Origin of the sequence: Cellulosimicrobium sp. SH8 (assembly GCF_025818875.1) — a bacterium.
Classification (GTDB): Bacteria; Actinomycetota; Actinomycetes; order Actinomycetales; family Cellulomonadaceae; genus Cellulosimicrobium; species Cellulosimicrobium cellulans_D.
On the sequence record NZ_JAMXMH010000006.1, the window covers coordinates 273,263 to 295,742 of the forward strand.

General features: G+C 72.5%; 21 protein-coding genes. 5 read left to right on the forward strand and 16 right to left on the reverse strand.

The window, feature by feature from the left end:
• The first annotated feature begins 18 nt into the window (after positions 1-18).
• The 3 genes from NF338_RS10765 to NF338_RS10775 all read left to right on the forward strand — a co-directional run bounded on the left by NF338_RS10765 (position 19) and on the right by NF338_RS10775 (position 2,359).
• Positions 19-1,398 (forward strand): cryptochrome/photolyase family protein, encoded by a 1,380-nt coding sequence (locus NF338_RS10765; RefSeq protein WP_264030760.1) that lies wholly within the window; start codon positions 19-21, stop codon positions 1,396-1,398.
• Between the two features lie 107 nt (positions 1,399-1,505).
• Complete coding sequence (locus tag NF338_RS10770; RefSeq protein WP_047232516.1) at positions 1,506-1,874, forward strand: ArsR/SmtB family transcription factor; 369 nt, start codon at positions 1,506-1,508, stop codon at positions 1,872-1,874.
• A complete protein-coding gene (locus NF338_RS10775) occupies positions 1,871-2,359 on the forward strand; it encodes an SRPBCC family protein (protein ID WP_264030761.1) in 489 nt (162 codons plus the stop codon). The genes NF338_RS10770 and NF338_RS10775 overlap by 4 nt, the downstream gene beginning before the upstream one ends.
• Positions 2,360-2,474: 115 nt before the next feature.
• Here NF338_RS10775 and allB read toward each other — a convergent pair whose 3' ends face one another.
• The 4 genes from allB to NF338_RS10795 all read right to left on the reverse strand — a co-directional run bounded on the left by allB (position 2,475) and on the right by NF338_RS10795 (position 7,477).
• Positions 2,475-3,839, reverse strand: a complete 1,365-nt coding sequence (gene allB / locus NF338_RS10780; RefSeq protein ID WP_264030762.1) for an allantoinase AllB — start codon at positions 3,837-3,839, stop codon at positions 2,475-2,477.
• Positions 3,840-3,881: 42 nt separating this feature from the next.
• The gene (gcl, locus tag NF338_RS10785; RefSeq protein WP_264030763.1) at positions 3,882-5,657 is read right to left on the reverse strand and encodes a glyoxylate carboligase; all 1,776 of its coding nucleotides are present in this window, start codon (positions 5,655-5,657) and stop codon (positions 3,882-3,884) included.
• A gap of 43 nt (positions 5,658-5,700) precedes the next feature.
• The gene (locus NF338_RS10790) at positions 5,701-6,585 is read right to left on the reverse strand and encodes a 2-hydroxy-3-oxopropionate reductase (protein WP_264030764.1); all 885 of its coding nucleotides are present in this window, start codon (positions 6,583-6,585) and stop codon (positions 5,701-5,703) included.
• Between the two features lie 85 nt (positions 6,586-6,670).
• Positions 6,671-7,477, reverse strand: coding sequence for a hydroxypyruvate isomerase family protein (locus tag NF338_RS10795; RefSeq protein WP_264030765.1), 807 nt, complete (start codon positions 7,475-7,477; stop codon positions 6,671-6,673).
• A 352-nt stretch (positions 7,478-7,829) separates the two neighbouring features.
• Between NF338_RS10795 and NF338_RS10800 the strand changes: the two genes are divergently transcribed.
• A complete protein-coding gene (locus NF338_RS10800) occupies positions 7,830-8,078 on the forward strand; it encodes a hypothetical protein (RefSeq protein ID WP_264030766.1) in 249 nt (82 codons plus the stop codon).
• Between the two features lie 27 nt (positions 8,079-8,105).
• On the opposite strand, the gene NF338_RS10805 is transcribed toward NF338_RS10800, so the two are convergent.
• The 5 genes from NF338_RS10805 to NF338_RS10825 form a co-directional block, all read right to left on the reverse strand.
• Positions 8,106-8,678: an Ltp family lipoprotein gene (locus NF338_RS10805; protein WP_264030767.1), complete on the reverse strand. Its 573-nt coding sequence runs from the start codon at positions 8,676-8,678 to the stop codon at positions 8,106-8,108.
• A 441-nt stretch (positions 8,679-9,119) separates the two neighbouring features.
• Positions 9,120-9,950, reverse strand: coding sequence for a bifunctional allantoicase/(S)-ureidoglycine aminohydrolase (locus NF338_RS10810; RefSeq protein WP_264030768.1), 831 nt, complete (start codon positions 9,948-9,950; stop codon positions 9,120-9,122).
• Between the two features lie 97 nt (positions 9,951-10,047).
• Positions 10,048-11,418: an HpcH/HpaI aldolase/citrate lyase family protein gene (locus tag NF338_RS10815; protein WP_264030769.1), complete on the reverse strand. Its 1,371-nt coding sequence runs from the start codon at positions 11,416-11,418 to the stop codon at positions 10,048-10,050.
• Entirely contained in the window at positions 11,418-13,064 is a 1,647-nt protein-coding gene (aceB, locus tag NF338_RS10820; protein WP_264030770.1) for a malate synthase A, read from the reverse strand. The genes NF338_RS10815 and aceB overlap by 1 nt, the downstream gene beginning before the upstream one ends.
• Positions 13,065-13,106: 42 nt before the next feature.
• Positions 13,107-14,603, reverse strand: a complete 1,497-nt coding sequence (locus tag NF338_RS10825) for an NAD-dependent malic enzyme (protein ID WP_264030771.1) — start codon at positions 14,601-14,603, stop codon at positions 13,107-13,109.
• Positions 14,604-14,734: 131 nt separating this feature from the next.
• On the opposite strand from NF338_RS10825, the gene NF338_RS10830 reads away from it, so the two are divergent.
• On the forward strand, positions 14,735-15,547 hold the full coding sequence (locus tag NF338_RS10830; RefSeq protein ID WP_087469442.1) for an IclR family transcriptional regulator: 813 nt from the start codon (positions 14,735-14,737) through the stop codon (positions 15,545-15,547).
• Positions 15,548-15,668: 121 nt separating this feature from the next.
• Here the strand turns inward: NF338_RS10830 and pucL are convergent, their stop codons facing one another.
• From pucL to gatC, 7 genes are all read right to left on the reverse strand, one after another.
• Positions 15,669-16,610: a factor-independent urate hydroxylase gene (pucL, locus tag NF338_RS10835; RefSeq protein WP_264030772.1), complete on the reverse strand. Its 942-nt coding sequence runs from the start codon at positions 16,608-16,610 to the stop codon at positions 15,669-15,671.
• Between the two features lies 1 nt (position 16,611).
• Positions 16,612-16,980: a hydroxyisourate hydrolase gene (gene uraH, locus NF338_RS10840; protein ID WP_087469444.1), complete on the reverse strand. Its 369-nt coding sequence runs from the start codon at positions 16,978-16,980 to the stop codon at positions 16,612-16,614.
• Positions 16,977-17,474, reverse strand: coding sequence for a 2-oxo-4-hydroxy-4-carboxy-5-ureidoimidazoline decarboxylase (gene uraD / locus NF338_RS10845; RefSeq protein ID WP_264030773.1), 498 nt, complete (start codon positions 17,472-17,474; stop codon positions 16,977-16,979). The genes uraH and uraD overlap by 4 nt, the downstream gene beginning before the upstream one ends.
• A 349-nt stretch (positions 17,475-17,823) precedes the next feature.
• Entirely contained in the window at positions 17,824-18,429 is a 606-nt protein-coding gene (locus NF338_RS10850) for a GNAT family N-acetyltransferase (RefSeq protein WP_264030774.1), read from the reverse strand.
• 4 nt (positions 18,430-18,433) lie between these two features.
• Entirely contained in the window at positions 18,434-19,939 is a 1,506-nt protein-coding gene (gatB, locus tag NF338_RS10855) for an Asp-tRNA(Asn)/Glu-tRNA(Gln) amidotransferase subunit GatB (protein WP_264030775.1), read from the reverse strand.
• On the reverse strand, positions 19,936-21,477 hold the full coding sequence (gene gatA / locus NF338_RS10860) for an Asp-tRNA(Asn)/Glu-tRNA(Gln) amidotransferase subunit GatA (protein WP_264030777.1): 1,542 nt from the start codon (positions 21,475-21,477) through the stop codon (positions 19,936-19,938). Before gatA ends, gatB begins: the two co-directional genes overlap by 4 nt.
• A gap of 1 nt (position 21,478) precedes the next feature.
• Positions 21,479-21,775 carry an Asp-tRNA(Asn)/Glu-tRNA(Gln) amidotransferase subunit GatC gene (gatC, locus tag NF338_RS10865; protein WP_047232578.1) on the reverse strand — a complete coding sequence of 99 codons (297 nt, stop codon included), beginning with the start codon at positions 21,773-21,775 and terminating at the stop codon, positions 21,479-21,481.
• Positions 21,776-22,480 lie beyond the last annotated feature (705 nt).

Below are 22,480 nucleotides of genomic sequence, written 5' to 3' on the forward strand. Positions count from 1 at the left end.
GACCGTTAGCGTGACCGGGTGCCGACGATCTGGTGGTGCCGCCGCGACCTGCGCCTCGCCGACAACCCGGCCCTCGTCGCGGCCGTGGAGGCGGCCCGGGAGGCCGACGACGACGTCGTCGCGCTCTACGTGCTCGACCCGCGCCTCTGGGGAGCGGCGGGCGACCCGCGCCGGGCCTATCTCGCGCGCAGCCTCGCCGCGCTCGACGCCGCGACGGACGGACGGCTCGTGGTGCACCACGGGGACCCGCGCACCGTCGTGCCCGGGCTCGCGCGCGAGGTGGGCGCCGAGGAGGTGCACGTCGCGGGGTCGTACGAGCCGTACGGCGTCGCGCGGGACGAGGCGGTCGCGCAGGCGTTGACCGACGGTGGCGCACGCCTCGTGCGCACCGGCTCGCCGTACGCCGTCGCGCCCGGACGCGTGCTCACCCGCACCGGGACGCCCTTCCAGGTCTTCACGCCGTTCCGCGAGGCGTGGGTGGCGCACGGCTGGCGCGACCCGGCGCCGCGCCCGCGCGACGTGCCGTGGGCGGACGTGCGGTCCGACGGGGTCCCGGACGACCCGGGGACCGACGCCCGGCTCCCTGGTGCGGGCGAAGCAGCCGCGCGCCGCCGGTGGCGCGCGTTTCTCGCCGACCACCTCGCGGGCTACGCGACCGAGCGCGACCGCCCGGACCGGGCCGCGACGTCGGGCATGTCGGTGCCGCTCAAGTGGGGCGAGCTCCACCCGCGGACCCTCCTCGCCGACGTGCGGAGCGCCCTGCGCGACGGGCTCGCGCCGTCCGACGACGCGCTCGCCTACCGGTCCGAGCTCGCGTGGCGCGAGTTCCACGCGGACGTCCTGTTCCATCACCCGGGTGCGGCGCGGCGGTCGCTGCGCACGGTCGTGCCCGACGACGCGTGGGCGACCGGCGCGGACGAGGACCGGTACCTCGCGGCCTGGGCGGCCGGGCGCACCGGCTACCCGCTCGTCGACGCCGGCATGCGCCAGCTCCTCGGCGAGGGGTGGATGCACAACCGCGTACGGATGGTCGTCGCGTCGTTCCTCGTCAAGGACCTGCACGTGCGGTGGCAGCGCGGCGCGGTGCACTTCCTGGCGCACCTGGCGGACGGCGACGTCTCGCAGAACCAGCTCAACTGGCAGTGGGTGGCCGGGACGGGCCGGGACGCCGCGCCGTACTTCCGCATCTTCAACCCGGTCACCCAGGGCAAGAAGTTCGACCCCGACGGAAGCTACGTGCGCCGCTGGGTTCCGGAGCTCCGCGGCGTCGAGGGCCGGGCAGTCCACGAGCCATGGAAGCTGCGGGAGCAACCGGCCGGCTACCCCGAGCGGATCGTGGACCACGCCGTCGAGCGCCGGGTCTCGCTCGACGACTTCGAGCGCGCACGACGGACCTGACTATTTATCAACCACAGGGTTGACGACGACCGGACGGCGGCGTAGCGTCATAGTCAACCGAACAGTTGACTATTGGCGCCGCGTGCGGCGCCTGACGAGGAGGTCCGGTGACGGCCGACCCGCTCTCCCGCGTGTTCTCGGCGCTGGCCGACCCCACGCGCCGTGACATGGTGGCCCGGCTCGCGTCGGGCGACGCCAGCGTGGGCGAGCTCGCCCGGCCGTACGACATGTCCGTCCAGGCGGTGTCCAAGCACCTGCGCGTGCTCGAGGACTCCGGCCTGGTGACCCGCACGACGGACGCCCGACGCGCCCCCGTGCACCTCGAGGCGGAGGTCTTCGACCTCATGACGAAGTGGATCGAGCGCTACCGGCGCGAGGCGGAGGACCGCTACCGCCGCCTCGACGACGTCCTGCGCGACCTGCCCGACCCGGCGGCCGCACCCGAGAACGACCCGACGACAGGAGCAGCACCATGACCACCACCGGCACCCACGAGACCGAGATCGTCGTCCCGAAGGACCTCCCGATCGTCCGCATCGTGCGCGAGTTCGACGCACCCGCGGCGAAGGTCTTCCGCGCGCACCTCGACCCGGAGCTGTTCGCGCGCTGGAACGGCCCGCGCTACCTCACCCAGCGCAACGAGCACTGGGACGTGCGCACGGGCGGCGCCTACCGCTACGTCCAGGTCGACCCCGACGGCAACGAGTACGCGTTCTTCGGCAGCGTCCACGAGGTGCGCCCGGACGAGCTCATCGTCCAGACCTTCACGTACGAGGGCTTCCCCGACGGCGTCTCGCTCGACCGCCTCGTGTTCGAGGACCTGCCCGACGGCCGCAGCCGGCTCACCGCGACGTCGCTCGTCGACTCGATCGAGGGCCGTGACGGCTTCGTCGCGAGCGGCATGGAGGTCGGCGTCCGCGAGGGCTACGAGCAGCTCGACGAGCTCCTCGCGGAGTCCTGACCGACTCCCGCGCGACGACGGGGCGGCACCCACCAGCGGTGCCGCCCTCGTCGTACGGGGATCGGGTGGTTCCCGTGCCCGGCCCCCGCGGCCGGGCACGGGAGTCTGTGGCCCCTCAGGCCTCGCCGCGCGCGAGGAGGCGACCCGTGGGGCGGTCGAAGGTGATCTCCTCGCCGCGCAGGTACGTCGCGACGACGGCGCCCGAGAGCGCGCGGTCGGCGTAGGGCGTGATGGGGTTCTTGTGGTGCAAGGCCCTCGGGTCGACGACGAACGCCGTGTCCGGCTCGACGATCGCGAGGTCCGCGTCGAAGCCGAGCGCGATCGAGCCCTTGCGCCGGAGCCCCGCGATGCCGGCCGGGCGCGACGACATCCACTCGACGACGCGCGCGAACGGCACGCCCCGCGTCCGAGCCTCGGTCCACACGATCGCGAGCCCGAGCTGGAGCGACGAGACGCCGCCCCACGCCGTCCCGAAGTCGCCCGTGTCGAGGTCCTTGAGGTCGAGGGTGCTCGGCGAGTGGTCCGAGACGACGCAGTCGATCGTGCCGTCGATCAGCCCTTCCCAGAGCAGCTCGCGGTTGTCGATCTCCCGGATGGGCGGGCAGCACTTGAACTGCGTCGCGCCGTCCGGGATCTCCTCGGCCGCGAGCGCCAGGTAGTGCGGGCAGGTCTCGACCGTGATCCGTACGCCCTCGCGCTTCGCGCTGCGGATCATGGGCAGCGCGTCGGAGCTCGACAGGTGCAGCACGTGGGCGCGCGCGCCCGTCCAGCGGGCCGCCTCGATCACCGCGGCGATCGCGACGTTCTCCGCGCCGCGTGGGCGTGACGCGAGGAACGTGTCGTAGTGGTCGCCGTGCGGCGTGGGCGCGTGCTCGATGGCGCGCGAGTCCTCGGCGTGCACGAGCATCAGCCCGTCGAAGTCGCCGAGGACGCGCAGGTCCGCCTCCAGCTCGTCGGGCTCGAGGTACCCGAACTCCTCGACGCCCGAGTGCAGCAGGAAGCACTTGAAGCCGAACACGCCGGCGTCCCACAGCGGACGCAGCTCGTCGGCGTTGCCGGGCACGGCACCGCCCCAGAACCCGACGTCGACGAACGCCTGGTCGCGCGCGACCTTCTGCTTCGTCTCCAGAGCCGCGACGTCGACCGTCGGGGGGATGGAGTTGAGCGGCATGTCGACGATCGTCGTCACCCCGCCCGCGGCGGCGGCCCGCGTCGCGGACGCGAACCCCTCCCACTCGGTGCGCCCGGGCTCGTTCACGTGCACGTGCGTGTCGACGAGCCCGGGGACCAGCACCTGGTGCGGTGCCAGCTCGACGACGCGCGCGCCGTCGAGCCCGACGCCGAGCGGCTCGATCGCGCGGACCACTCCCCCGCTGATCCCGACCTCGCGCGGGTGCTCGCCGCCGGCGACGAGCACCCGCTCGCCGCGCACGACGAGGTCGTAGTCGTGCTCGCGCCCGCTCCCCTCACCCGTGCTCATCGCGTCCTCCTCCATGTCGTCTGCTCCTACGGTGCGGCACGCTCAGTCGAGCAGCGCGACGGCGGTCGGTGCGTCGTCGGCCGAGATCGCGAGGTCCTCGAACTCGTTGACGCCCGTGAGCTCGACGCCCATCGCGATGTTGGTCACCCGCTCGAGGATCACCTCGACCACGACCGGCACGCGGAACTCGGCCGCCAGGCCCTGCGCCTTGGCGAACGCGTCGCCCAGCTCGTCGGGGTCGGTCACGCGGATCGCCCTGCAGCCGAGGCCCTCGGCGACCTTGACGTGGTCGACGCCGTAGCCGTTCACCTCGGGCGAGTTGACGTTCTCGAACGAGAGCTGCACGTGGTAGTCCATGTCGAACGCGCGCTGCGACTGCCGGATGAGGCCGAGGTAGGAGTTGTTCACGACCACGTGCACGTACGGCAGGTTGAACTGCGCGCCCACCGCGAGCTCCTCGATCATGAACTGGAAGTCGTAGTCGCCGGACAGCGCGACCACGGGCTCGTCCGGCACCGCCTTCGCGACGCCGAGCGCCGCCGGTCCGGTCCAGCCGAGCGGACCCGCCTGGCCGGCGTTGATCCAGTGGCGCGGCTTGTACACGTGGAGGAACTGCGCGCCGGCGATCTGCGAGAGGCCGATCGTCGTGACGTAGCGCGTCTCCGGGCCGAACGCCTTGTTCATCTCCTCGTACACGCGCTGCGGCTTGATGGGGATCTCGGTGAAGTGCGTCTTGCGCTGCAGCGTGCGCTTGCGCTCGGCGCACTCCGCCGCCCAGCCCGCGTAGTCGCGCGCGCGCCCGGCGTCGCGGCGTTCGCGCGCGACCTCGACGAACAGCTCGAGCGCGGCCTTCGCGTCGGACACGATGCCGTAGTCGGGCGCGAACACGCGCCCGATCTGCGTCGGCTCGATGTCGACGTGGACGAAGGTCCGGCCCGCGCGGTAGGTGTCGAGCCCGCCGGTGTGACGGTTGGCCCAGCGGTTGCCGATCCCGAGCACGAAGTCCGAGGCGAGCAGGTTCGCGTTGCCGTAACGGTGCGACGTCTGGAGCCCGGCCATGCCCGCCATGAGCGCGTGGTCGTCGGGGATGACGCCCCAGCCCATGAGCGTCGGGATGACGGGGACGCCGAGCGTCTCGGCGAGCTCGACGAGCAGGTCCTCCCCGCCCGCGTTGACGATGCCGCCGCCCGCGATCAGCAGGGGGCGCTCGGCCGCGAGCAGCAGGTCGATCGCCTTCTCCGCCTGCGCGCGCGTCGCCGTCGGGCGGTGCACGGGCAGCGGCTGGTAGGTCGCCGGGTCGAACTCGATCTCCGTGAGCTGCACGTCGATCGGCAGGTCGATGAGCACCGGGCCCGGGCGGCCCGAGCGCATGAGGTGGAACGCCTGCTGGAAGACCTGCGGCACCTGCCCCGCCTCGAGGACGGTCTTGGCCATCTTGGTCACCGGAGCGGCGATGCTCGCGATGTCGACGGCCTGGAAGTCCTCCTTGTCGAGCTTGGCGACCGGCGCCTGGCCCGTGATGCAGAGCATCGGGATCGAGTCGGCCCACGCGGCGTAGAGGCCGGTGATCATGTCGGTGCCCGCGGGGCCCGACGTGCCGATGCAGATGCCGATGTTCCCCGGCTTCGCGCGCGAGTAGCCGTCGGCCATGTGCGACGCGCCCTCGACGTGACGCGCGAGCACGTGCCCGATGCCGCCGTGGGCGCGCATCGCGGAGTAGAAGGGGTTGATGGCGGCGCCGGGAAGGCCGAAGGCCTGGGTCGCGCCCTCGATCTCGAGGATCGCCACTGCGGCGTCCACCGCACGCATACGAGGCATGGTTTCTCTCCTTGCTGGAGGTGACGTCGTCGTCAGGGGAAGGTCAGGAGCCGTCGCGGCCGGACAGGCGCTCGACGCCGCGGAACAGGCCGGAGTGGTCGAGGCCGCCGTCGCCGTTCGCACGGGCGGAGGCCATGAGCTGGGCGACGAGGCCGCCGAGCGGCGCGACGACGCCCGCCTCGCGGGCCGCGGCGGTGACGATGCCGAGGTCCTTGTGGTGCAGCTCGATCCGGAAGCCGGGACCGAAGTCGCGGTCGAGCATCTTGCGCGCCTTCTGGTTCAGCACCGCCGAGCCGGCGAGCCCGCCCCCGAGCACCTCGATCGCGGCGTCGGTGTCGACGCCGTACGCCTCGAGGAACACGACCGCCTCGGCCAGCGCCTGGATGTTCGCCGCGACGATGAGCTGGTTCGCGGCCTTGACGGTCTGTCCGGAGCCGTTCGGGCCCACGTGCACGACCGTCTTGCCGACGACGTCGAGGAACGGCTTGGCCGCCTCGAAGTCCTCGGGCGTGCCGCCGACCATGATCGACAGCGCCGCGTTGATCGCGCCAGGCTCGCCGCCCGAGACGGGGGCGTCGACGATCCGCAGGCCCGCGTCCCTCGCCTGCTGCGCGAGAGCGACGGTGACGTCGGGGCGGATCGAGGAGAAGTCGACGACGAGCGCGCCGGGCTTCGCGTTCGCGAGGACGCCGTCGTCGCCGGTGAGCACGGCCTCCACGTCGGGCGAGTCCGGGACCATGATCGCGACGACGTCGGCGCCCGAGACCGCGTCGGCGACCGACTCGGCCGCGCGGCCGCCCGCCTCGACGAGCGGCGCGGTCTTCTCGGGGCTGCGGTTGTAGCCCGCGACGTCGTGGCCGGCGTTCTGCAGGTGGACGGCCATGGGGCTGCCCATGATGCCGAGTCCAATGAAGGCGATGGAGGCCATGGTGTGCTCCTCAGGTGGGTCAGGTCGGGGGTCTGTGTCGGCCGACGAACAGCCGGCGGGCGGCTGCGTGGGATCGGCGGGCGCGTCAGCGCTCGGTGGCCGGGAGCCAGGCGAACGGGTCGGCGGCATCGGTCTTGTACTCGAGGCCGATCCAGCCGTCGTAGCCGCCCGCGCGCAGGTCCATGGTCCAGCGGTCGATCGGCAGGTCGCCCGTGCCGGGCTCGCCGCGCCCGGGCGCGTCGGCGATCTGCACGTGCGCGATCCGGCCGCGGTAGGTCGAGAGAGCCGCGTCGACGTCGTCGCCGTTGACGGACAGGTGGTAGACGTCGAACAGCAGACCGAGGTTCGTCTCGCCGTGGTCGGCGGCGACCCGGTCGATGACGCGCACGGCGTCGGCGGCGGTCTTCAGCGGGTACGCCGGCGCGCCGCTCACGGGCTCGACGAGCACTGTCCCCCCGATGCGCCTGACTGCGCGCGCCGCGAGCGCGAGGTTCTCGGCGCCCAGCTCGTCCTGCGCCTCGGGCGTCTCGCCCTCCTGGCGGTTGCCGTACAGCGCGTTGAACGCGCGACAGCCGGTGCGCTCGCCGATCGCGGTGACGACGTCGAGGTTCGCGCGCAGGGCGGCCGAGCGCGCGGGCCACGACACGAGGCCGCGGTCGCCGCCCGGCATGTTGCCGGCGTCGAAGTTCAGCCCGGTGAGCTGGACGCCCGCCGCCTCGATCGCGCCGACGAACGCGTCGACCTCGCCCTGAGGCGGCGTGGGCGACGCGAACGGCCACCAGAACTCGACGCCGCGGAAGCCCGCGGCCGCCGCGGCGGCCGGCCGCTCGAGCAGCGGCAGGTCCGTGAGCAGGATCGAGCAGTTGACGGTGTACGTCGGTGCGGGGCTCATCGTCGTCTCCCTGGGTCCGTCCGCGACTCGCTGCGTTGCGATTCCATTCTGCGGAATTTATATTCTGCTGTATGGAAGTGTAGGCACGCTCGTCGGGGAGCGTCAACTGTCTCTGCAGCCTCGGCGGGGAGAAGCGTCCACGGTTCTGGCGCCTTCCCAGGTCCGACGCCCCACGGGAGCCGTCAGCGAGGCCGTGCGAGGTGTGCGAGGCTGACGCCGCTCCCGGACTTCGGGCGCCGACACTGCCGGCCGATCGACGAGGGATGCGACGATGGCCTTTGGCCCACGCGATGCTCGGATCCGCTTTCTCACGACGCACGAAGGCGGTCGCGAGACGACTCCCGTCTCGGGCGTGCGCTCTCAGATCGAGCTCGGCGACTTTCAGACGTCGTGCATCGTCGAGAGTGCCGATGGGCGAGCCGAGCTGCCACTCGGTCAGAACGTCGAGGTTCAGATCACGGTGCTCTTCGAGGAGTGGGCGGGCGCAGCCTTCATGGAGGCGCAGAACGTGAGGCTCTACGAAGGCGCAAGGCTCGTCGCTACCGGGACGTTTCTCGACGTGCAGAGTCGACGCGCAGACGGGCCCTCGGCGACGCGATGACGGCGACCGGTCGGGACCGGACCCGACTCACAGTCCCGTGGTGCTCACTCCGTACTCCGCTTGTTCCGGTGTGAACCCCTCATAGAGGAGCTGGTCGACGAGGCCGGCTCGCGAGAACGCCGTGTAGTCCAGGTAGCTCGCCGCGCTCTCGGCTGCCTCCGCGTTCCAGTCCACGCCGCCTTCGGCCTCGAGTCGAGCGATGGCGAACTCGGCGTCGGCGGTGCTGTACCCCTCGAACTCGAGCTGCCCGATCAGGCCCGAACGCGAGAACCCGGTGTACTCGAGGTAGCTCACGGCCGACCGGTAAGCGTTCTGCTGCGCGACCGACCCGATCCTCGCTGCTTCCGCTGCAGCCGCCTCGGCAGCTGCTGCCTCTTCGGCGAGTCGCTGCTCCTCCGCCAGCCGCTCCTCCTCGGCCGCCGCCGCCGCAGCGGCCTCTTCCTCGGCGAGGCGGTCAGCCTCTGCCTGCTCCTCCGCAGCGATCTCCTCGGCCGACTTCTTGTCCGAATCGGCAGCTTCCGTCGTCGTGGCAGCGACGGGCTCCTGGCCGGCGTCGTCGTTCCCGCCCACCAAAGCCGCGATGGCGACGACGAGCAGCACCAGAACGCCTGCTCCCGTCAGGAGCTTGTGCCGAGCAAACCAGGACCTCGACTTCTCCGCGCCGGCGCTCTCCTCACCCACGTCGGCCGCCGGAAGCACCCCCCGGTGATCGGGAGAGCCGGACTCGGAGTCGTCGACCCAGAACCGCCACCCATGCGGCGCTGGACCCCATGAGGGATCAGGCGACCAGCCTGGGGGCGGTGACCACCCTGCGGGGGGCGGCGGCCAGTTGGGCGGGGAGTTGTAGCGCGGTGCCATGAACACTCCATTGGTTCACGTGATCCGTTGCCGTGCACTCACTGTGGCACCGTTGACGAGCCGGGAGCCGTTCCGGGCCGGATGATCTTCGCGCCGCGCCGGGTGAAATGTGCGAAGCAAGAGCAAAGGGCCCGGTTCCGCGTGCGGAACCGGGCCCTCGTCATGCCCTCGTCGGGTGTCGTGTCAGCGGCGGCGGTCGAGCTTGACCTGCCGGTTCACGTCCTTGTAGAGCAGGTAGCGGAACGGCTTGGGACCGCCCGCGTAGCAGGCCTGCGGGCAGAACGCCCGGAGCCACATGAAGTCGCCCTCCTGCACCTCGACCCAGTCGCCGTTGAGGCGGTAGACGGCCTTGCCCTCGAGCACGTACAGGCCGTGCTCCATGATGTGCGTCTCCGCGAACGGGATGGACCCGCCGGGCTGGAACGTCACGATGTTGACGTGCATGTCGTGCGCGAGGTCGTCGGGGTCGACGAACCGCGTCGTCACCCACACGCCGTCGGTGTCCGGCATCGCGCGCGGCTCGACGTCCTGCTCGCGCGTGACGAACGACGTCGCGGTGTGGCCCGGGATCGGCTCGTAGACCTTGCGGATCCACTGGAACGCCGCCTTCGCGTCGGAGCGGTTGCGCAGCGCCCACCGCTCCCCCGCCGCGAGGTACGCGTACCCGCCCGGCTCCAGCACGTGCTCGACGCCCGCGAGCGTGAGCACGAGCGTGCCCTCGGTGACGAAGACGACGGACTGCACCGTCTCCTCGTCCTCGCCCTGGTCCGACCCGCCGCCGGGCGAGACCTCCATGACGTACTGCGCGAACGTCGTCGCGAACCCCTCGATCGGCCGGGCGAGCACCCACAGCCGGGTCTTCTCCCAGCCGGGCAGGTTGCTCGTGACGATGTCGCGCAGCACGCCGCGCGGGATCACCGTGTAGGCCTCGGTGACGATCGCGCGGTCGGTGAGCAGCTCGGTCTGGCCGGGCAGGCCACCCTGCGGGGTGTAGTAGGGGGTGGTCTGGGTCATGGGTTCACTCCTCGAGATGATGGCCCGGGCCGACGGCGGTCGGTCGCGGCGGGCTGGACGGGGGCGGCGGGTGGACGGGAAGGTGCGCGGGCGTGGGTCAACCCGCGACGGGCTGCGGGGCGTGGCCCGAGACGCGGACGGCGTCGAGCCCGGCGCGGTCGAGACCGGTCGCGGCGCGGACCTCGGCCTCGGTGAGCGCGCCGCAGTCGACGCCGCGCCCGAGGAACCAGGCCATCGCCTTGGCCGTGGCGGGCTCGTCGAGCACGCCACCGGCGTCGGGCACGAACCCGACGTACGCCGCGAGGCGCGCGAGCGCCGACGCCGCGCCCTCGCGGTAGAACGCGTACGTCGCCGCGAACCGGCTCGGGAGCTGCGCGGGGTGCAGGTCCCAGCCCTGGTAGTAGCCGCGCTCGAGCGAACGGCGCACGAGCCGCCCGTGCAGGCGCCACGCCGCGTCGACGGCCTGGGGGTCGCCGACGGGCAGGACGTTCGTCGAGCCGTCCGACAGGCGCACGCCCGTGCCCGCGACCGCGAGCTGCATGACCGACTTCGCGTGGTCCGCCGCAGGATGCTCCATCGACTGGTACGCCGCCGCGATGCCGAGCGACGCCGAGTAGTCGTACGTGCCGTAGTGCAGCGCCGTGACGCGCCCGGGTGCTGCGTGCACGAGCCGCGCGACGGTCGCCGTGCCGTCCGCCGCGAGCAGCGCCTGCGGCGTCTCGACCTGCACCTCGAACCGCAGGCTGCCCGACTCCAGGCCGTTCGCCTGCTCGACGCGCTCGCACGCGACCGCCATCGCCTCGACCTGCTGCGGCGCGGTGACCTTCGCGAGCGTGACGACGAAGCCGTCGGGCAGGCCCGTCTGCCCCTGGGCCGCGCGGGCCGCGACGAGCTCCGCGATGAACAGCGCGAGGGTGCGCACCCCGCGCCGGCGCGTCGCGACCTCGAGGCACTTGATGCGGATCCCGCTGAAGGGCGTCGAGGTGCCCTGCGCCTCGGCCCGAGCGAGCTCGCGCGCCGCCGTCGCGACCGCGGCGTCCTCGGCCGCGTCACCGCGGTCGCCGAACCCGTCCTCGAAGTCGATCCGCAGGTCCTCGATCGCCTCGACGGCGAGCTTGGCGCGCACGCGCTCGGCCACGGCGTCGGCGAGGTCGCCCCCGGCCTCCGCACCGTTCCCGAGCAGGTCGACGAGGCGGCGTACCCCCTCGGCCCCGCCGCCCGCCGCGTCGACCGCCTCGCGCGCCCGGGCGGCCCACTCGGGCGCGAGACCCGCGCTGTACCGGTCACCGGGCACGTAGACGGTGTGCACGGGTTGGCGCGAGCCGTCGTCGCCCGGGTAGCGCGCCTCGAGCTCGGCGTCCCACGGCGCGAGCAGACCGTCGAGCGTCGCGTGCAGCGCCGCGATCCCCTGCTCGCTGAAGGCCCTCCCCGATGCCGAGCCCGATCCCTCCGGGAACCCCGCCGGCATCAGGCGGCGTCCTGCTCGTGCGCGACGACGTCCTCGTACGCCGGGAGCGTGAGGAAGTCGACGTAGTGCTCGTTGAGCGCGATGTCCTCGACGAGCGCCGCGGCCCGGTCGTAGGGGCCGGCGTCGTAGGCCTCGTGCCCGACGTCGTCCCGCAACCGCGCGGTCTCCTCGCGCAGGAGCGTGCGGACCAGGTCGGCGGTGACCGTCGTGCCCGCGTTCTCACCCGCGGTGAACGACGCGCCCGAGCGCACCCACTGCCACACCTGCGAGCGCGAGATCTCCGCGGTCGCGGCGTCCTCCATGAGGTTGTGGATCGCGACCGCGCCGTTGCCCGCCAGCCACGCCGCGACGTACGCGACGGACACGTAGAGGTTGTTGCGCAGCCCGGCCTCGGTGATGTCTCCCCCGGCGGTCGAGACGTCGAGGAGCTGCTCGGCCGTGACGTGGACCTCGGGGCGCTGCTTGTCGAGCTGGTTGGGCCGCTCGCCGAGCACGCCGTCGAACACCTCGCGGCACACGGGCACCAGGTCCGGGTGCGCGACCCACGAGCCGTCGAACCCGTCGCCGGCCTCGCGCTGCTTGTCCGCGCGCACCTTGTCGAACGCCTGGGCCGTGACCTCGGGCTCGCGGCGGTTCGGGATGACGGCGGCCATGCCACCCATCGCGAAGGCACCGCGCTTGTGGCACGTCTGGACGAGCAGCTCGGTGTACGCGCGTATGAACGGTGCGGTCATCGTGATCGCGCCCCGGTCCGGGAGCGTGAACGAGGGGCCCGAGTCGCGGAAGTACTTGATGACCGAGAAGAGGTAGTCCCAGCGGCCCGCGTTGAGGCCCGACGCGTGGTCGCGCAGCTCGTAGAGGATCTCGTCCATCTCGAACGCGGCCGGGATGGTCTCGATGAGGACCGTCGCGCGGATCGTCCCGTGCGGGATCCCGAGGGACTCCTCGGCGTGGGTGAAGACGTCGTCCCAGAGCCGTGCCTCGAGGTGCGACTCCATCTTGGGCAGGTAGTAGTACGGGCCAGACCCGCGGGCGAGGAGCTCCGCGGCGTTGTGGAAGAAGTGCAGCCCGAAGTCGACGAGCGCGCCGACGGCGGGCGTGCCGTCCACGGTGAGGTGCACCTCGTCGAAGTGCCACCCACGCGGTCGGACGACCATGACGGCGAGCGCGTCGCCGTCGGCCTCGGGACGCAGCGCGTACTGCTTGCCCTCAGGAGAGGTGAACGCGAGCGTGCGGCGCGTGGCGTCGTGCAGGGCGACCTGGCCCCCGACGACGTTGGCCCAGTGCGGCGTCGACGCGTCCTCGAGGTCCGCGAGCCACACCTTCGCGCCGGAGTTGAGCGCGTTGATCGCCATCTTGGGCGTCGGCGGACCGGTGATCTCGACGCGGCGGTCCCGGAGGTCGGCGGGCGCGCCGGCGACCGTCCAGTCCCCCGCGCGCACGTCGGCGGTCTCGGGCAGGAAGTCGAGGCGACCGCTGCGGGAGACCTCCTCGCGCCGCGCGGCGCGAGCGGCCAGCAGCTCGTCGCGGCGCGCGCCGAACCGGCGCTGGAGCGCGGCGACGAAGTCGAGCGCGTCCGGGGTGAGGATCTCGTCGGACCGCTCGACGGCGGGTCCGTGGACGGCGACGGCCGTGGTGGTGGTCATGGTGTGTCCTTTCTGCGGGGCGGCCGGGCTGACGACGGTGCGTCAGGACCGGGGCGCCGACCCGACGTGGTGGCCCGACGTGGTGCTCCCCTGAGCCTGCTCCGCGCGGCCGCGCTCCGCGACCTCGGCGACGGCGCGCGCGACGGCCTTGGAGACCGCGGGCTCGAACACGCTCGGCACGATGTAGCTCGCGCTGAGCTCCTCGGGCGCGACGGCGTCCGCGATCGCGACGGCCGCGGCGCGCAGCATCTCGTCCGAGATCTCGCTCGCGCCGACGTCGAGCAGGCCGCGGAACAGGCCCGGGAACGCGAGCACGTTGTTGATCTGGTTCGGGTAGTCGCTGCGGCCCGTCGCGACGACGGTCGCGTGCTGCGCCGCGGCGATGGGGTCGACCTCGGGCGTCGGGTTCGCGAGCGCGAAGACGATCGCGTCGTCGGCCATCGTGGCGACGTCGTCGCCCGTGAGGATGTTGGGGCCGGAGACGCCGATGAACACGTCGGCCCCGGCCAGGCCCTCGCGGAGCGTGCCGGTGAAGCCCTCGGCGTTGGTCGTCTCGGCGAGGCGGCGGCGGTGCTCGTCCGTGAGGTTCGCGCCCGGGTGGATCGCGCCGTGGCGGTCGAACGCGACGATGCGGCGCGCGCCCTGGCCCTGGAGCAGCGAGATGATCGCGTTGCCCGCGGCGCCGACGCCGGAGACGACGATGCGCACGTCCTCGATCCTCTTGCCGACGACGCGCAGCGCGTTCGTCAGCGCCGCGAGGACGACGATCGCCGTGCCGTGCTGGTCGTCGTGGAACACGGGGATGTCGAGCTCCTCGCGCAGGCGGCGCTCGATCTCGAAGCAGCGCGGCGCCGAGATGTCCTCGAGGTTGATCCCGCCGTACACGGGCGCGATCGCCTTGACCGTGCGGATGATCTCCTCGGTGTCCGTCGTGTCGAGGCACACCGGCCAGGCGTCCACCCCCGCGAACTGCTTGAACAGCGCGGCCTTGCCCTCCATGACCGGGAGCGCGGCGGCGGGACCGATGTCGCCCAGGCCGAGGACCGCGGTGCCGTCGGTCACGACCGCGACCGTGTTGCGCTTGACCGTCAGGCGGCGCGCGTCCTCGGGGCGCTCGGCGATGGCGAGGCACACGCGCGCCACGCCGGGCGTGTAGGCGCGGGCGAGGTCGGCGCGGTGGCGCAGCGGGACCTTCGGGTTGACCTCGAGCTTGCCGCCGAGGTGCATGAGGAACGTCGCGTCGCTCACGTGGCGCACCGTGATGCCGTCGAGCGCGCTCAGCGCGTCGCGGATCTGCTCGACGTGCGCGGCGTCCACGGTGTCCGCCGTGACGTCGACGACGAGGCGGTCCGCACCCGACTCCGAGACGTCGACGCCCGTGATCGCTGCGCCCGTCGCGCTCACGGCGGCGACGAGGTCGCTCGCGGTGCGGTGCCCGCTCGGGGCCTCGACACGCAGCGTGATGGAGTAGCTCGGGCTGGTCGCAGCGGCCTTCGCCGTCGAGGCCAGCGTCTCCGGGGCCTTCGTCTCGGACGTCATGTTCGTTCCTTCTTCTCGTATGCTGATGCGTGTCTTCCGTGATGCGGAAGGGAGCGCGGGACGGTCCCGCACTGCTCAGGCGAGGTGCGCACCCGTCGTCGGGCGGTACCAGGTGGACAGGAGATCGTGAGATGGCCGAGATCTCGACGGCGACGGAGCCGACGGAGAACCAGCCAGGCGCGCGGCCTGCGAAGCCCGCCGGGGGCGTGCAGTCCGTGGACCGGGCGATCGAGCTGCTCGAGCTGCTCGCCGACTTCGGCGGCGAGTCCGGGCTCAGCGAGCTCGCGCAGCACGCCGGGCTCCCCCTGCCGACGATCCACCGGCTGCTGCGCACGCTGCTCGCGCAGGGCTACGTGCGCCAGACGCCGTCGCGCCGGTACACCCTCGGCCCGCGGCTCATCCGCCTCGGCGAGTCGGCCGGGCGCCAGCTCGGTGCCGGCGCCCGGCCGTACCTCGAGCGGCTCGCCCACGACCTCGGCGAGTCGGCGAACCTCGCGATGATCGACCGCGACATGGCCGTCTACGTCGCCCAGGCGTCGTCGAGCCACTCGATGCGGATGTTCACCGAGGTCGGCCGGCGCGTCTACACGCACTGCACGGGCGTCGGCAAGGCGGTGCTCGCCCAGCTCCCCGACCAGACCGTGCGGGAGATCATGGGCCGCGTGGGCATGCCGCCCGCGACGGACCAGTCGATCACCGACGTCGACGCGCTCCTCACCGAGCTCGCGGCGACGCGCGAGCGCGGCTACGCGATCGACGACGGCGAGCAGGAGCTCGGCGTGCGCTGCTTCGCCGTCGCGGTGCCCGACGCCCCGACCCCCACCGCCCTGTCCGTCTCGGGCCCCGCGGCCCGCGTGACGTACGAGTTCGGGGAGCGGGCCGTGCCGGTGCTGCACCGCGTCGCGAGCGAACTCACGCGCGAGCTCATCACCGCAGCGCCCTGAGGCGACGCGCGGACCCGAGCGGCCGGGCGCCGACGGGACCGGGCGTGACGGTGCGGGCGCGCCCTGCCGGACCGCGGAGGCTCCGTGGTCGGGCAGGGCGCGTCCGTCCGTCATGGCCGGCTCAGCAGAACCCGGTGACGGTCGCCCAGGCGCGCGGCTCGGTCGGCTCGCCCTCGCGCTGCACCGTCGCCTCGATGAGGCCGTAGGGGCGGTCGGCCGCGAAGAACACCTCGTTCGGGTTGTCGAGGCCGAACGGCGCCAGGTCCACGAGGAAGTGGTGCTTGTTCGGCATCGAGAACTTGATCTCGGCGATCTCCGGGACAGCCTCGAGGACCGCCTTGCCCATCGCGAACAGCGTCTGCTGCAGCGCGAGCGAGTGGGTCGTCGCGAACGCCTCGAGCTGGATCGCGCGGACCTTCGCGTACACGGCGTCGAAGTCGACGTCCGTCGTCGTGTAGCGCCAGCGCGAGGTGACCGACGTCGCGAGGATGCGGTCGTTCGTCTCCACGAGGGTCGTGTAGCGGTCGCGCGGGAACCCGTGGAACTCCGAGCCCGTCGACTTGAGCACGACGAGGTCCGTGAGGCCCGAGACGACGAACACCTCGTCGCCGTCGCGCTGGACGACGGTCGTGCGCGTCTCCTGATTGTTCCGGACGAACGCGTGGTCGTGCTCGCCCTCCGCGGTCTCGATGCGGTTCCAGGTGTACTGCTCGATCTCCCAGCGGCCGCCCTCGATCCACTCGAAGTCCTCGACGAAGTGCTGACCGAGGCGGATCGCGAAGTCCTCGATCGCGCCGACGCCGTCGCGGGCGAACGCGTAGATCGTGTTCTTCTGGGTGTCGGTGGCGACGCACCGGGAGTTGTCGCCCTCCAGGTGCGTGGCCTCCTGCCCGCCCCGCAGCTGCGAGGAGACGTTGAGGTCCGTGATCTCGTGACGAGGCGTGGCGCGGTCGACGCGCACGAGGCGCACCTCCGCCTTGCCCCACTGGTTGTCGCCCAGGACGATGGCCCCGCTGCTCTGCGTGGCCGCCGGCTGCACGGCGGTCGTCGTGGTGGTGCTCATGTCAGCTCCCTCGATAGGTCGAGTAGGCGAACGGGCTGAGCAGGACGGGGACGTGGTAGTGCTGCTCAGCGCTCGCCACCCGGAAGACGATGACGACCTCCGGGTAGAAGGACACGGTGTCTCGCCGGTCGAAGTACTCGCCCGTGTCGAACACGAGCCGGTACGTACCGGGGACGAGGGTCTCGGGCCCGAGCTCGGGCACACGACCGTCGTCGTTCGTGCGGGAGGACGCCACCAGGGACCAGCCCTGCCCCGTCGTCCTGTCCGCGATCTCCGGAGCCGCCTCCAGGCGGACGGCGATCCCCTCGGCGGGCCTACCGCTGGCCGCGTCGAGTACGTGCGTGGTGATGTGACTGGCGTGGGTGCTCATGGGATCAGCATTCCGTTCAGCCGCAGCGCGGCGATCTCGCGCAGGTTGCGGGCGGCGTTCGCCCGCTCGGTCTCGGCGTCGTTGCCGAGCCGCTCGGTGAGCTGCTCGAGGATCTCCTCGGCGCTGCGTCCGGCGGCCCGGACGAGGAACACGTGCCCGAACCGCTCCTCGTAGGCACGGTTGCCGTCCGCGAGGCGGCGCGTCACGTCGTCGTCGGACGTGTCGACGCCGGACTGCTCGGACCGCGACATGCTCGCGTCCGCGGCGTCGCCCTGCGCGCGCTCCCCGATCCGGGGGTGGCGGGACAGCGCCGAGTCGACCTCGTCGTCGGTCCACGGGTCGGCCGCGGCGAGGGCGGCGTCGGCCGCGTCCTCGACGGTCGCGTAGGGGCGCCCGTCGACGACGGCGTCGGCCCAGCGCGTCACGTGCGCGCACGCGAGGAGCACCTCGCGCGCCTCCGACGGCGACAACCGGTTGAACTCGTCCAGCGTCATCGCTGCGTGTCCCTCTCGACGTCGGGCGGGTCGGCAGTAGCCGACCTCACCTGGCCTACGATGCTATTCCACATCTCGGAAGTTTGTTTCCGTCTTATGAATGTACGCCGAGCGGCTTTGCCATGTCAACCACGGTCCCCCGCCGTCGGCGTCATCGCACGCCCGCACGCCGCGCGCCGCACGTCGCACGTCGCACGTCGCACGTCGCACGGAGGCAGCAGGGACGGCGGCTCTCCGCCGCGTCCACGAGACGGGCCAGGGCCAGCTCGACTCCGGGGACGACGAAGGGCCCGGCAGCAGCTGCTGCCGGGCCCTTCGTCGTCGGTCGAAGCGAGGTCTGCTACCGCGCTCAGGACGCGCCGAGACCCGCTCGGAACTCGTCCTCGAGGATGCTCATGACGGTGGCGTCCGCCCAGCCGTCGCCGTCGCGGTAGACGTCACGCAGCCTGCCTTCCTCGCGGAAGCCCAGCGACTCGTAGAGCATCCGCGCGCGCGGGTTGATGCTCAGCACGTCCAGGCTCACGCGGTGCAGTCGCGGACCCTCGTGCCGGACCCCGTCGGCGTCGGTCGCGCCCTCGAACGCGAACCGCAGCACCTCGAAGATCGCCTCACGACCGTAGCCGCGGCCCCGGTAGTTCGGGAGCAGCGCGAGGCGCAGGTTCGCCGAGCGGGCGTCCTCGTCGAGGTCGTTGAGCACGATCTCGCCGAGCATCTCGTCGCTCACGAGCTGACCGTCGCGCACGGCGCTCGCCGTGACGGCCCAGTCGTAGCGGCCCTCGCGGTCGCTGATCGTCGCCGACCACGCGTCGATCTGGTCGCGGGTGAACGTCGCCGTCGTGCCCGTGAGCCGGTTCGACTCCGGGTCCTGCAGCGACTCCCACATGCGGTCGGCGTCCCGCGCCTCGATCGGGCGCAGGCGCACCATCTCCCCGAGCAGGACCGGTCCGCGCGTCACGGCGTCAGCCGATCCGCTCGAGGATGAGCTCGCGCACGCGACCGGCGTCCGCCTGGCCGCGCGTCGCCTTCATGACCGCACCGATGATCGCGCCGACCGGGCCGAGGTTCCCCCCGCGCACCTTCTCGACGACGTCCGGCTGCGCGGCGAGCGCCTCGTCGATCGCGGCCAGCAGGGCGCCGTCGTCGGAGACGACCTCGAGGCCCCGTGCCGTGACGACGGCCTCCGGGTCGCCCTCGCCGGCGAGCACGCCGTCGAGGACCTGGCGGGCGAGCTTGTCGTTGATTCGACCCGCGTCGACGAGCCCCTGCAGCGCCGCGACCTGCGCGGGCGTCACGGAGAGCTCCTCGAGGGTGACCTCGTCCTGCTTCGCGCGACGGGCGAGCTCGCCCATCCACCACTTGCGCGCACCCGCCGGGCTCGTCCCCGCCGCGACCGTCGCCTCGACGAGGTCGATCGCGCCGGCGTTGACGACGTCCCGCATCTCGGCGTCGGCGTAGCCCCACTCGCCCTGGAGGCGACGGCGGCGCGCGACCGGGAGCTCCGGGAGCCCGGCACGGATCTCCTCGATCCACTCGCGCGGGGGCGCGACGGGGACCAGGTCCGGCTCCGGGAAGTACCGGTAGTCCTCGGCGTCGGACTTCACGCGTCCCGACGTCGTGATGCCGGTGTCCTCGTGCCAGTGCCGCGTCTCCTGGGTCACGGTGCCACCGGCGTCGAGGACGGCGGCCTGGCGCGAGACCTCGTACCGGACCGCGCGCTCGACCGAGCGGAACGAGTTGACGTTCTTCGTCTCCGTCCGGGTGCCGAGCGGCGACTCGGGCGTCGGGCGCAGCGAGAGGTTCACGTCCGCACGCACGTTGCCGCGCTCCATGCGCGCCTCGGACACGTCGAGCGCGCGGAAGATGTCGCGCAACGTCTGGACGTAGGCGCGCGCGACCTCGGGGGCGCGGTCGCCCGCGCCCGTGATGGGGCGCGTGACGATCTCCACCAGCGGGATGCCGGCCCGGTTGTAGTCGACGAGCGAGTACTCCGCACCGTGGATGCGACCGGTCGCGCCACCCACGTGGGTGTTCTTGCCGGCGTCCTCCTCCATGTGCGCGCGCTCGATCTCGACGCGGAACACGGTCCCGTCCTCGAGCTCGACGTCGATCCACCCGTCGTACGCGATGGGCTCGTCGTACTGCGACGTCTGGAAGTTCTTGGGGACGTCCGGGTAGAAGTAGTTCTTGCGCGCGAAGCGGCACGTCTCGGCGATCTGGCAGTTCAGCGCGAGGCCGATGCGGATCGCGTACTCGACGGCCTTGCCGTTGACGACGGGCAGCGCGCCCGGGAGCCCGAGCGAGACCGGGGTCACCTGGGTGTTCGGCTCCGCGCCGAAGCTCACCTCGGCCGGGCAGAACATCTTGGTCAGCGTGCCGAGCTCGACGTGCACCTCGATCCCGATGACGGGGTCGTAGCGGCGCGTGGCGTCGGCGTAGTCGACGAGGTCGACGGTCGTGGCGGTCATCCGACCTGGCCTTCCTTCTCGATGGTGGCCGTGGGCAGCGCCGGCGCGCGGTCGAGCAGCGGCCCGCCCCACGCGCTGAGGAGCGCGGACTCGAGCGCGGCACCCACCCGGTACATGCGGTCGTCGGCCTTGGCCGGCGCGAGGATCTGGAACCCGACGGGCAGGCCGTCGTCCGACAGGCCCGCCGGGACCGACATGCCGGGGACGCCCGCGAGGTTCGCGGGGATCGTCGCGACGTCGTTGAGGTACATCGCGAGCGGGTCGTCGAGCTTCTCGCCGAACCGGAACGCCGTGGTCGGCGCTGTCGGGGAGACGAGCACGTCGGCCTGCTCGAACGCTGCGGCGAAGTCGCGCTGGATGAGCGTGCGGACCTTCTGCGCGCTCCCGTAGTAGGCGTCGTAGTAGCCGGCGGACAGCGCGTACGTGCCGAGGATGATCCGGCGCTTCACCTCGTCGCCGAACCCGGCGCCACGGGTCGCGGCCATGACGCGCTCCGCGGTCACGGGGCCCTCCTCGGGCTCGACCCGCAGGCCAAAGCGCATGCCGTCGAACTTGGCGAGGTTGCTCGACGCCTCCGACGGCATGATGAGGTAGTACGCGCCGAGCGCGTACTCGAAGTGCGGGCAGGAGACCTCGACGATCTCCGCGCCCAGGCCGCGCAGCAGGTCCAGCGACTGCGCGAACCGCGCGCTCACACCCTCCTGGTAGCCCTCGCCGTTGAGCTCCTTGACGACACCGACGCGCAGGCCCGTGAGGTCACCCGTCGCACCCTGGACCGCGGCGTCGACGAGCGCCGGCGCGCGGCCGGGGATCGACGTCGAGTCGCGCGGGTCGTAGCCGCCGATGAGCTCGTGGAGCAGCGCGGAGTCGAGGACGGTGCGCGTCACGGGGCCCGCCTGGTCCAGCGACGACGCCATCGCGATGAGGCCGTAGCGCGAGACCCCGCCGTAGGTGGGCTTCACGCCGACGGTGCCGGTCACGGCGCCGGGCTGGCGGATCGAGCCGCCCGTGTCCGTACCGATCGCGAGCGGCGCCTCGAACGCGGCCACCGCGGCGGCCGAACCGCCGCCCGACCCGCCCGGGATGCGGTCGAGGTCCCACGGGTTGCGCGTGTTGCCGAAGGCCGAGTGCTCGGTCGACGAGCCCATGGCGAACTCGTCCATGTTCGTCTTGCCCAGGATCGGCAGCCCCGCGGCGCGGATCTTCTCGACGAGCGTCGCGTCGTACGGCGGGACCCACCCCTCGAGGATCTTCGAGCCGGCCGTCGTGGGCATGCCCTTCGTCACGACGACGTCCTTGACGGCGATCGGTACACCGGCCAGCGGGTGCAGCTCCTCGCCCGCGACGCGCCGCTCGTCGACCGAGCGCGCCGTCGCCAGCGCCTCCTCGGCGTTCACGTGCAGGAACGCGTTCACCGCGCCGTCGACCGCGGCGATGCGGTCCAGGTGCGCCTGGGTCGCGTCGACACTGGAGAAGTCTCGCGCGGTCAGCCCTTCCGCCAGCTCCGCGGCGGACAGTCGAGTCAGGTCCTCGCTCATCTCACTCCTCCCCGAGGATCTGCGGGACGGCGAAGCGCCCGTCCTCGGCCGACGGCGCCGCGGCGAGGACGTCCTCGACCGGCAGCGGCGGCTCGGGGATGTCGTCCCGGAAGACGTTGGTCATCGGGAGCGGGTGGCTCGTCGCGGGGACGTCGGGCGTCGCGACCTCGCTGACCTTGGCGATGGCGTCGACGATCACGTCGAGCTCGCCGGAGAGCCGGTCCAGCTCCTCGGGTCGCAGATCGATGCGGGCCAGCGCGGCGACGCGCGCGACCTCGTCACGGGAGATGGTGGACATGGTCGCCATTCTAGTGGGGACCGACGCCGTGCCCACCGCGCCGCCCCCCTCCCCGATACGCGGGTGCGGCCGATGTCGTCCCGCCGAGGCAGAACCCGGCCGGGTCCGCGGTGGGGGTTCGGTTCTCAGGCCCGCGTGGTGGGGTCCGCGGTGGGGGTTCGGTTCTCAGGCCCGCGTGGTCGGGTCCGCGGTGGGGGTGGCCTCAGTGCTCGGGGCTGCGGCGCCGTCGCTCTGGTCTGTCGGGCGTGGGTTCTTGGAGCGCCGCTTTGACGCCCCTTCGCATCCGAGCCCACCCCCACCGCTCAGCCCGTCAGCCCACCATTGCCTGGTGCGAGCCCATTGCCTGGTGCTCGCCCGGGCAGGCGGTCTCGGTAGGTCGAACAGGCGATCATGGCTCGTCCGACGCTCCGGACGTGCCATGATCGCCTGCTCGGTGTGGCGTCGCAACGACTCGGCGCGGCATCGCCACGACAAAGGCGGGGGCCGCGACCAGCGGCGGCGCGGCACGCGGGGGGCTGCGGCAGGGCGGCGGCCCGGCAACGACCGGGTGCGACCGTGAAGACGTGCTCACGAATCGACACCGCGGGCAGTCGCCCGAGGTGCGCGGAGACCAGGGCGAGTCGAAGCAGGTCGGGGTGGGTGGTGGTGCCGCGTCGTGGCGGGCCTGGCGGGAGCCGCGAGGAACGAGCGGCGGATGGTAGACGC

Bases quoted from the DNA above. Each gene is read 5' to 3' on its own strand.
- uraD (WP_264030773.1), bottom strand. From the start codon at position 17,474: ATGACGCTGGACGAGTTCAACCGGTTGTCGCCGTCGGAGGCGCGCGAG.
- uraH (WP_087469444.1), bottom strand. From the start codon at position 16,980: ATGAGCACCCACGCCAGTCACATCACCACGCACGTACTCGACGCGGCC.
- pucL (WP_264030772.1), bottom strand. From the start codon at position 16,610: ATGAGCACCACCACGACGACCGCCGTGCAGCCGGCGGCCACGCAGAGC.
- NF338_RS10825 (WP_264030771.1), bottom strand. From the start codon at position 14,603: ATGACGTCCGAGACGAAGGCCCCGGAGACGCTGGCCTCGACGGCGAAG.
- NF338_RS10810 (WP_264030768.1), bottom strand. From the start codon at position 9,950: ATGACCCAGACCACCCCCTACTACACCCCGCAGGGTGGCCTGCCCGGC.
- NF338_RS10795 (WP_264030765.1), bottom strand. From the start codon at position 7,477: ATGAGCCCCGCACCGACGTACACCGTCAACTGCTCGATCCTGCTCACG.
- gatB (WP_264030775.1), bottom strand. From the start codon at position 19,939: ATGACCGCCACGACCGTCGACCTCGTCGACTACGCCGACGCCACGCGC.
- NF338_RS10830 (WP_087469442.1), top strand. From the start codon at position 14,735: ATGGCCGAGATCTCGACGGCGACGGAGCCGACGGAGAACCAGCCAGGC.
- NF338_RS10790 (WP_264030764.1), bottom strand. From the start codon at position 6,585: ATGGCCTCCATCGCCTTCATTGGACTCGGCATCATGGGCAGCCCCATG.
- allB (WP_264030762.1), bottom strand. From the start codon at position 3,839: ATGAGCACGGGTGAGGGGAGCGGGCGCGAGCACGACTACGACCTCGTC.
- gcl (WP_264030763.1), bottom strand. From the start codon at position 5,657: ATGCCTCGTATGCGTGCGGTGGACGCCGCAGTGGCGATCCTCGAGATC.
- gatA (WP_264030777.1), bottom strand. From the start codon at position 21,477: ATGAGCGAGGACCTGACTCGACTGTCCGCCGCGGAGCTGGCGGAAGGG.
- NF338_RS10775 (WP_264030761.1), top strand. From the start codon at position 1,871: ATGACCACCACCGGCACCCACGAGACCGAGATCGTCGTCCCGAAGGAC.
- aceB (WP_264030770.1), bottom strand. From the start codon at position 13,064: ATGACCACCACCACGGCCGTCGCCGTCCACGGACCCGCCGTCGAGCGG.
- NF338_RS10815 (WP_264030769.1), bottom strand. From the start codon at position 11,418: ATGCCGGCGGGGTTCCCGGAGGGATCGGGCTCGGCATCGGGGAGGGCC.
- gatC (WP_047232578.1), bottom strand. From the start codon at position 21,775: ATGTCCACCATCTCCCGTGACGAGGTCGCGCGCGTCGCCGCGCTGGCC.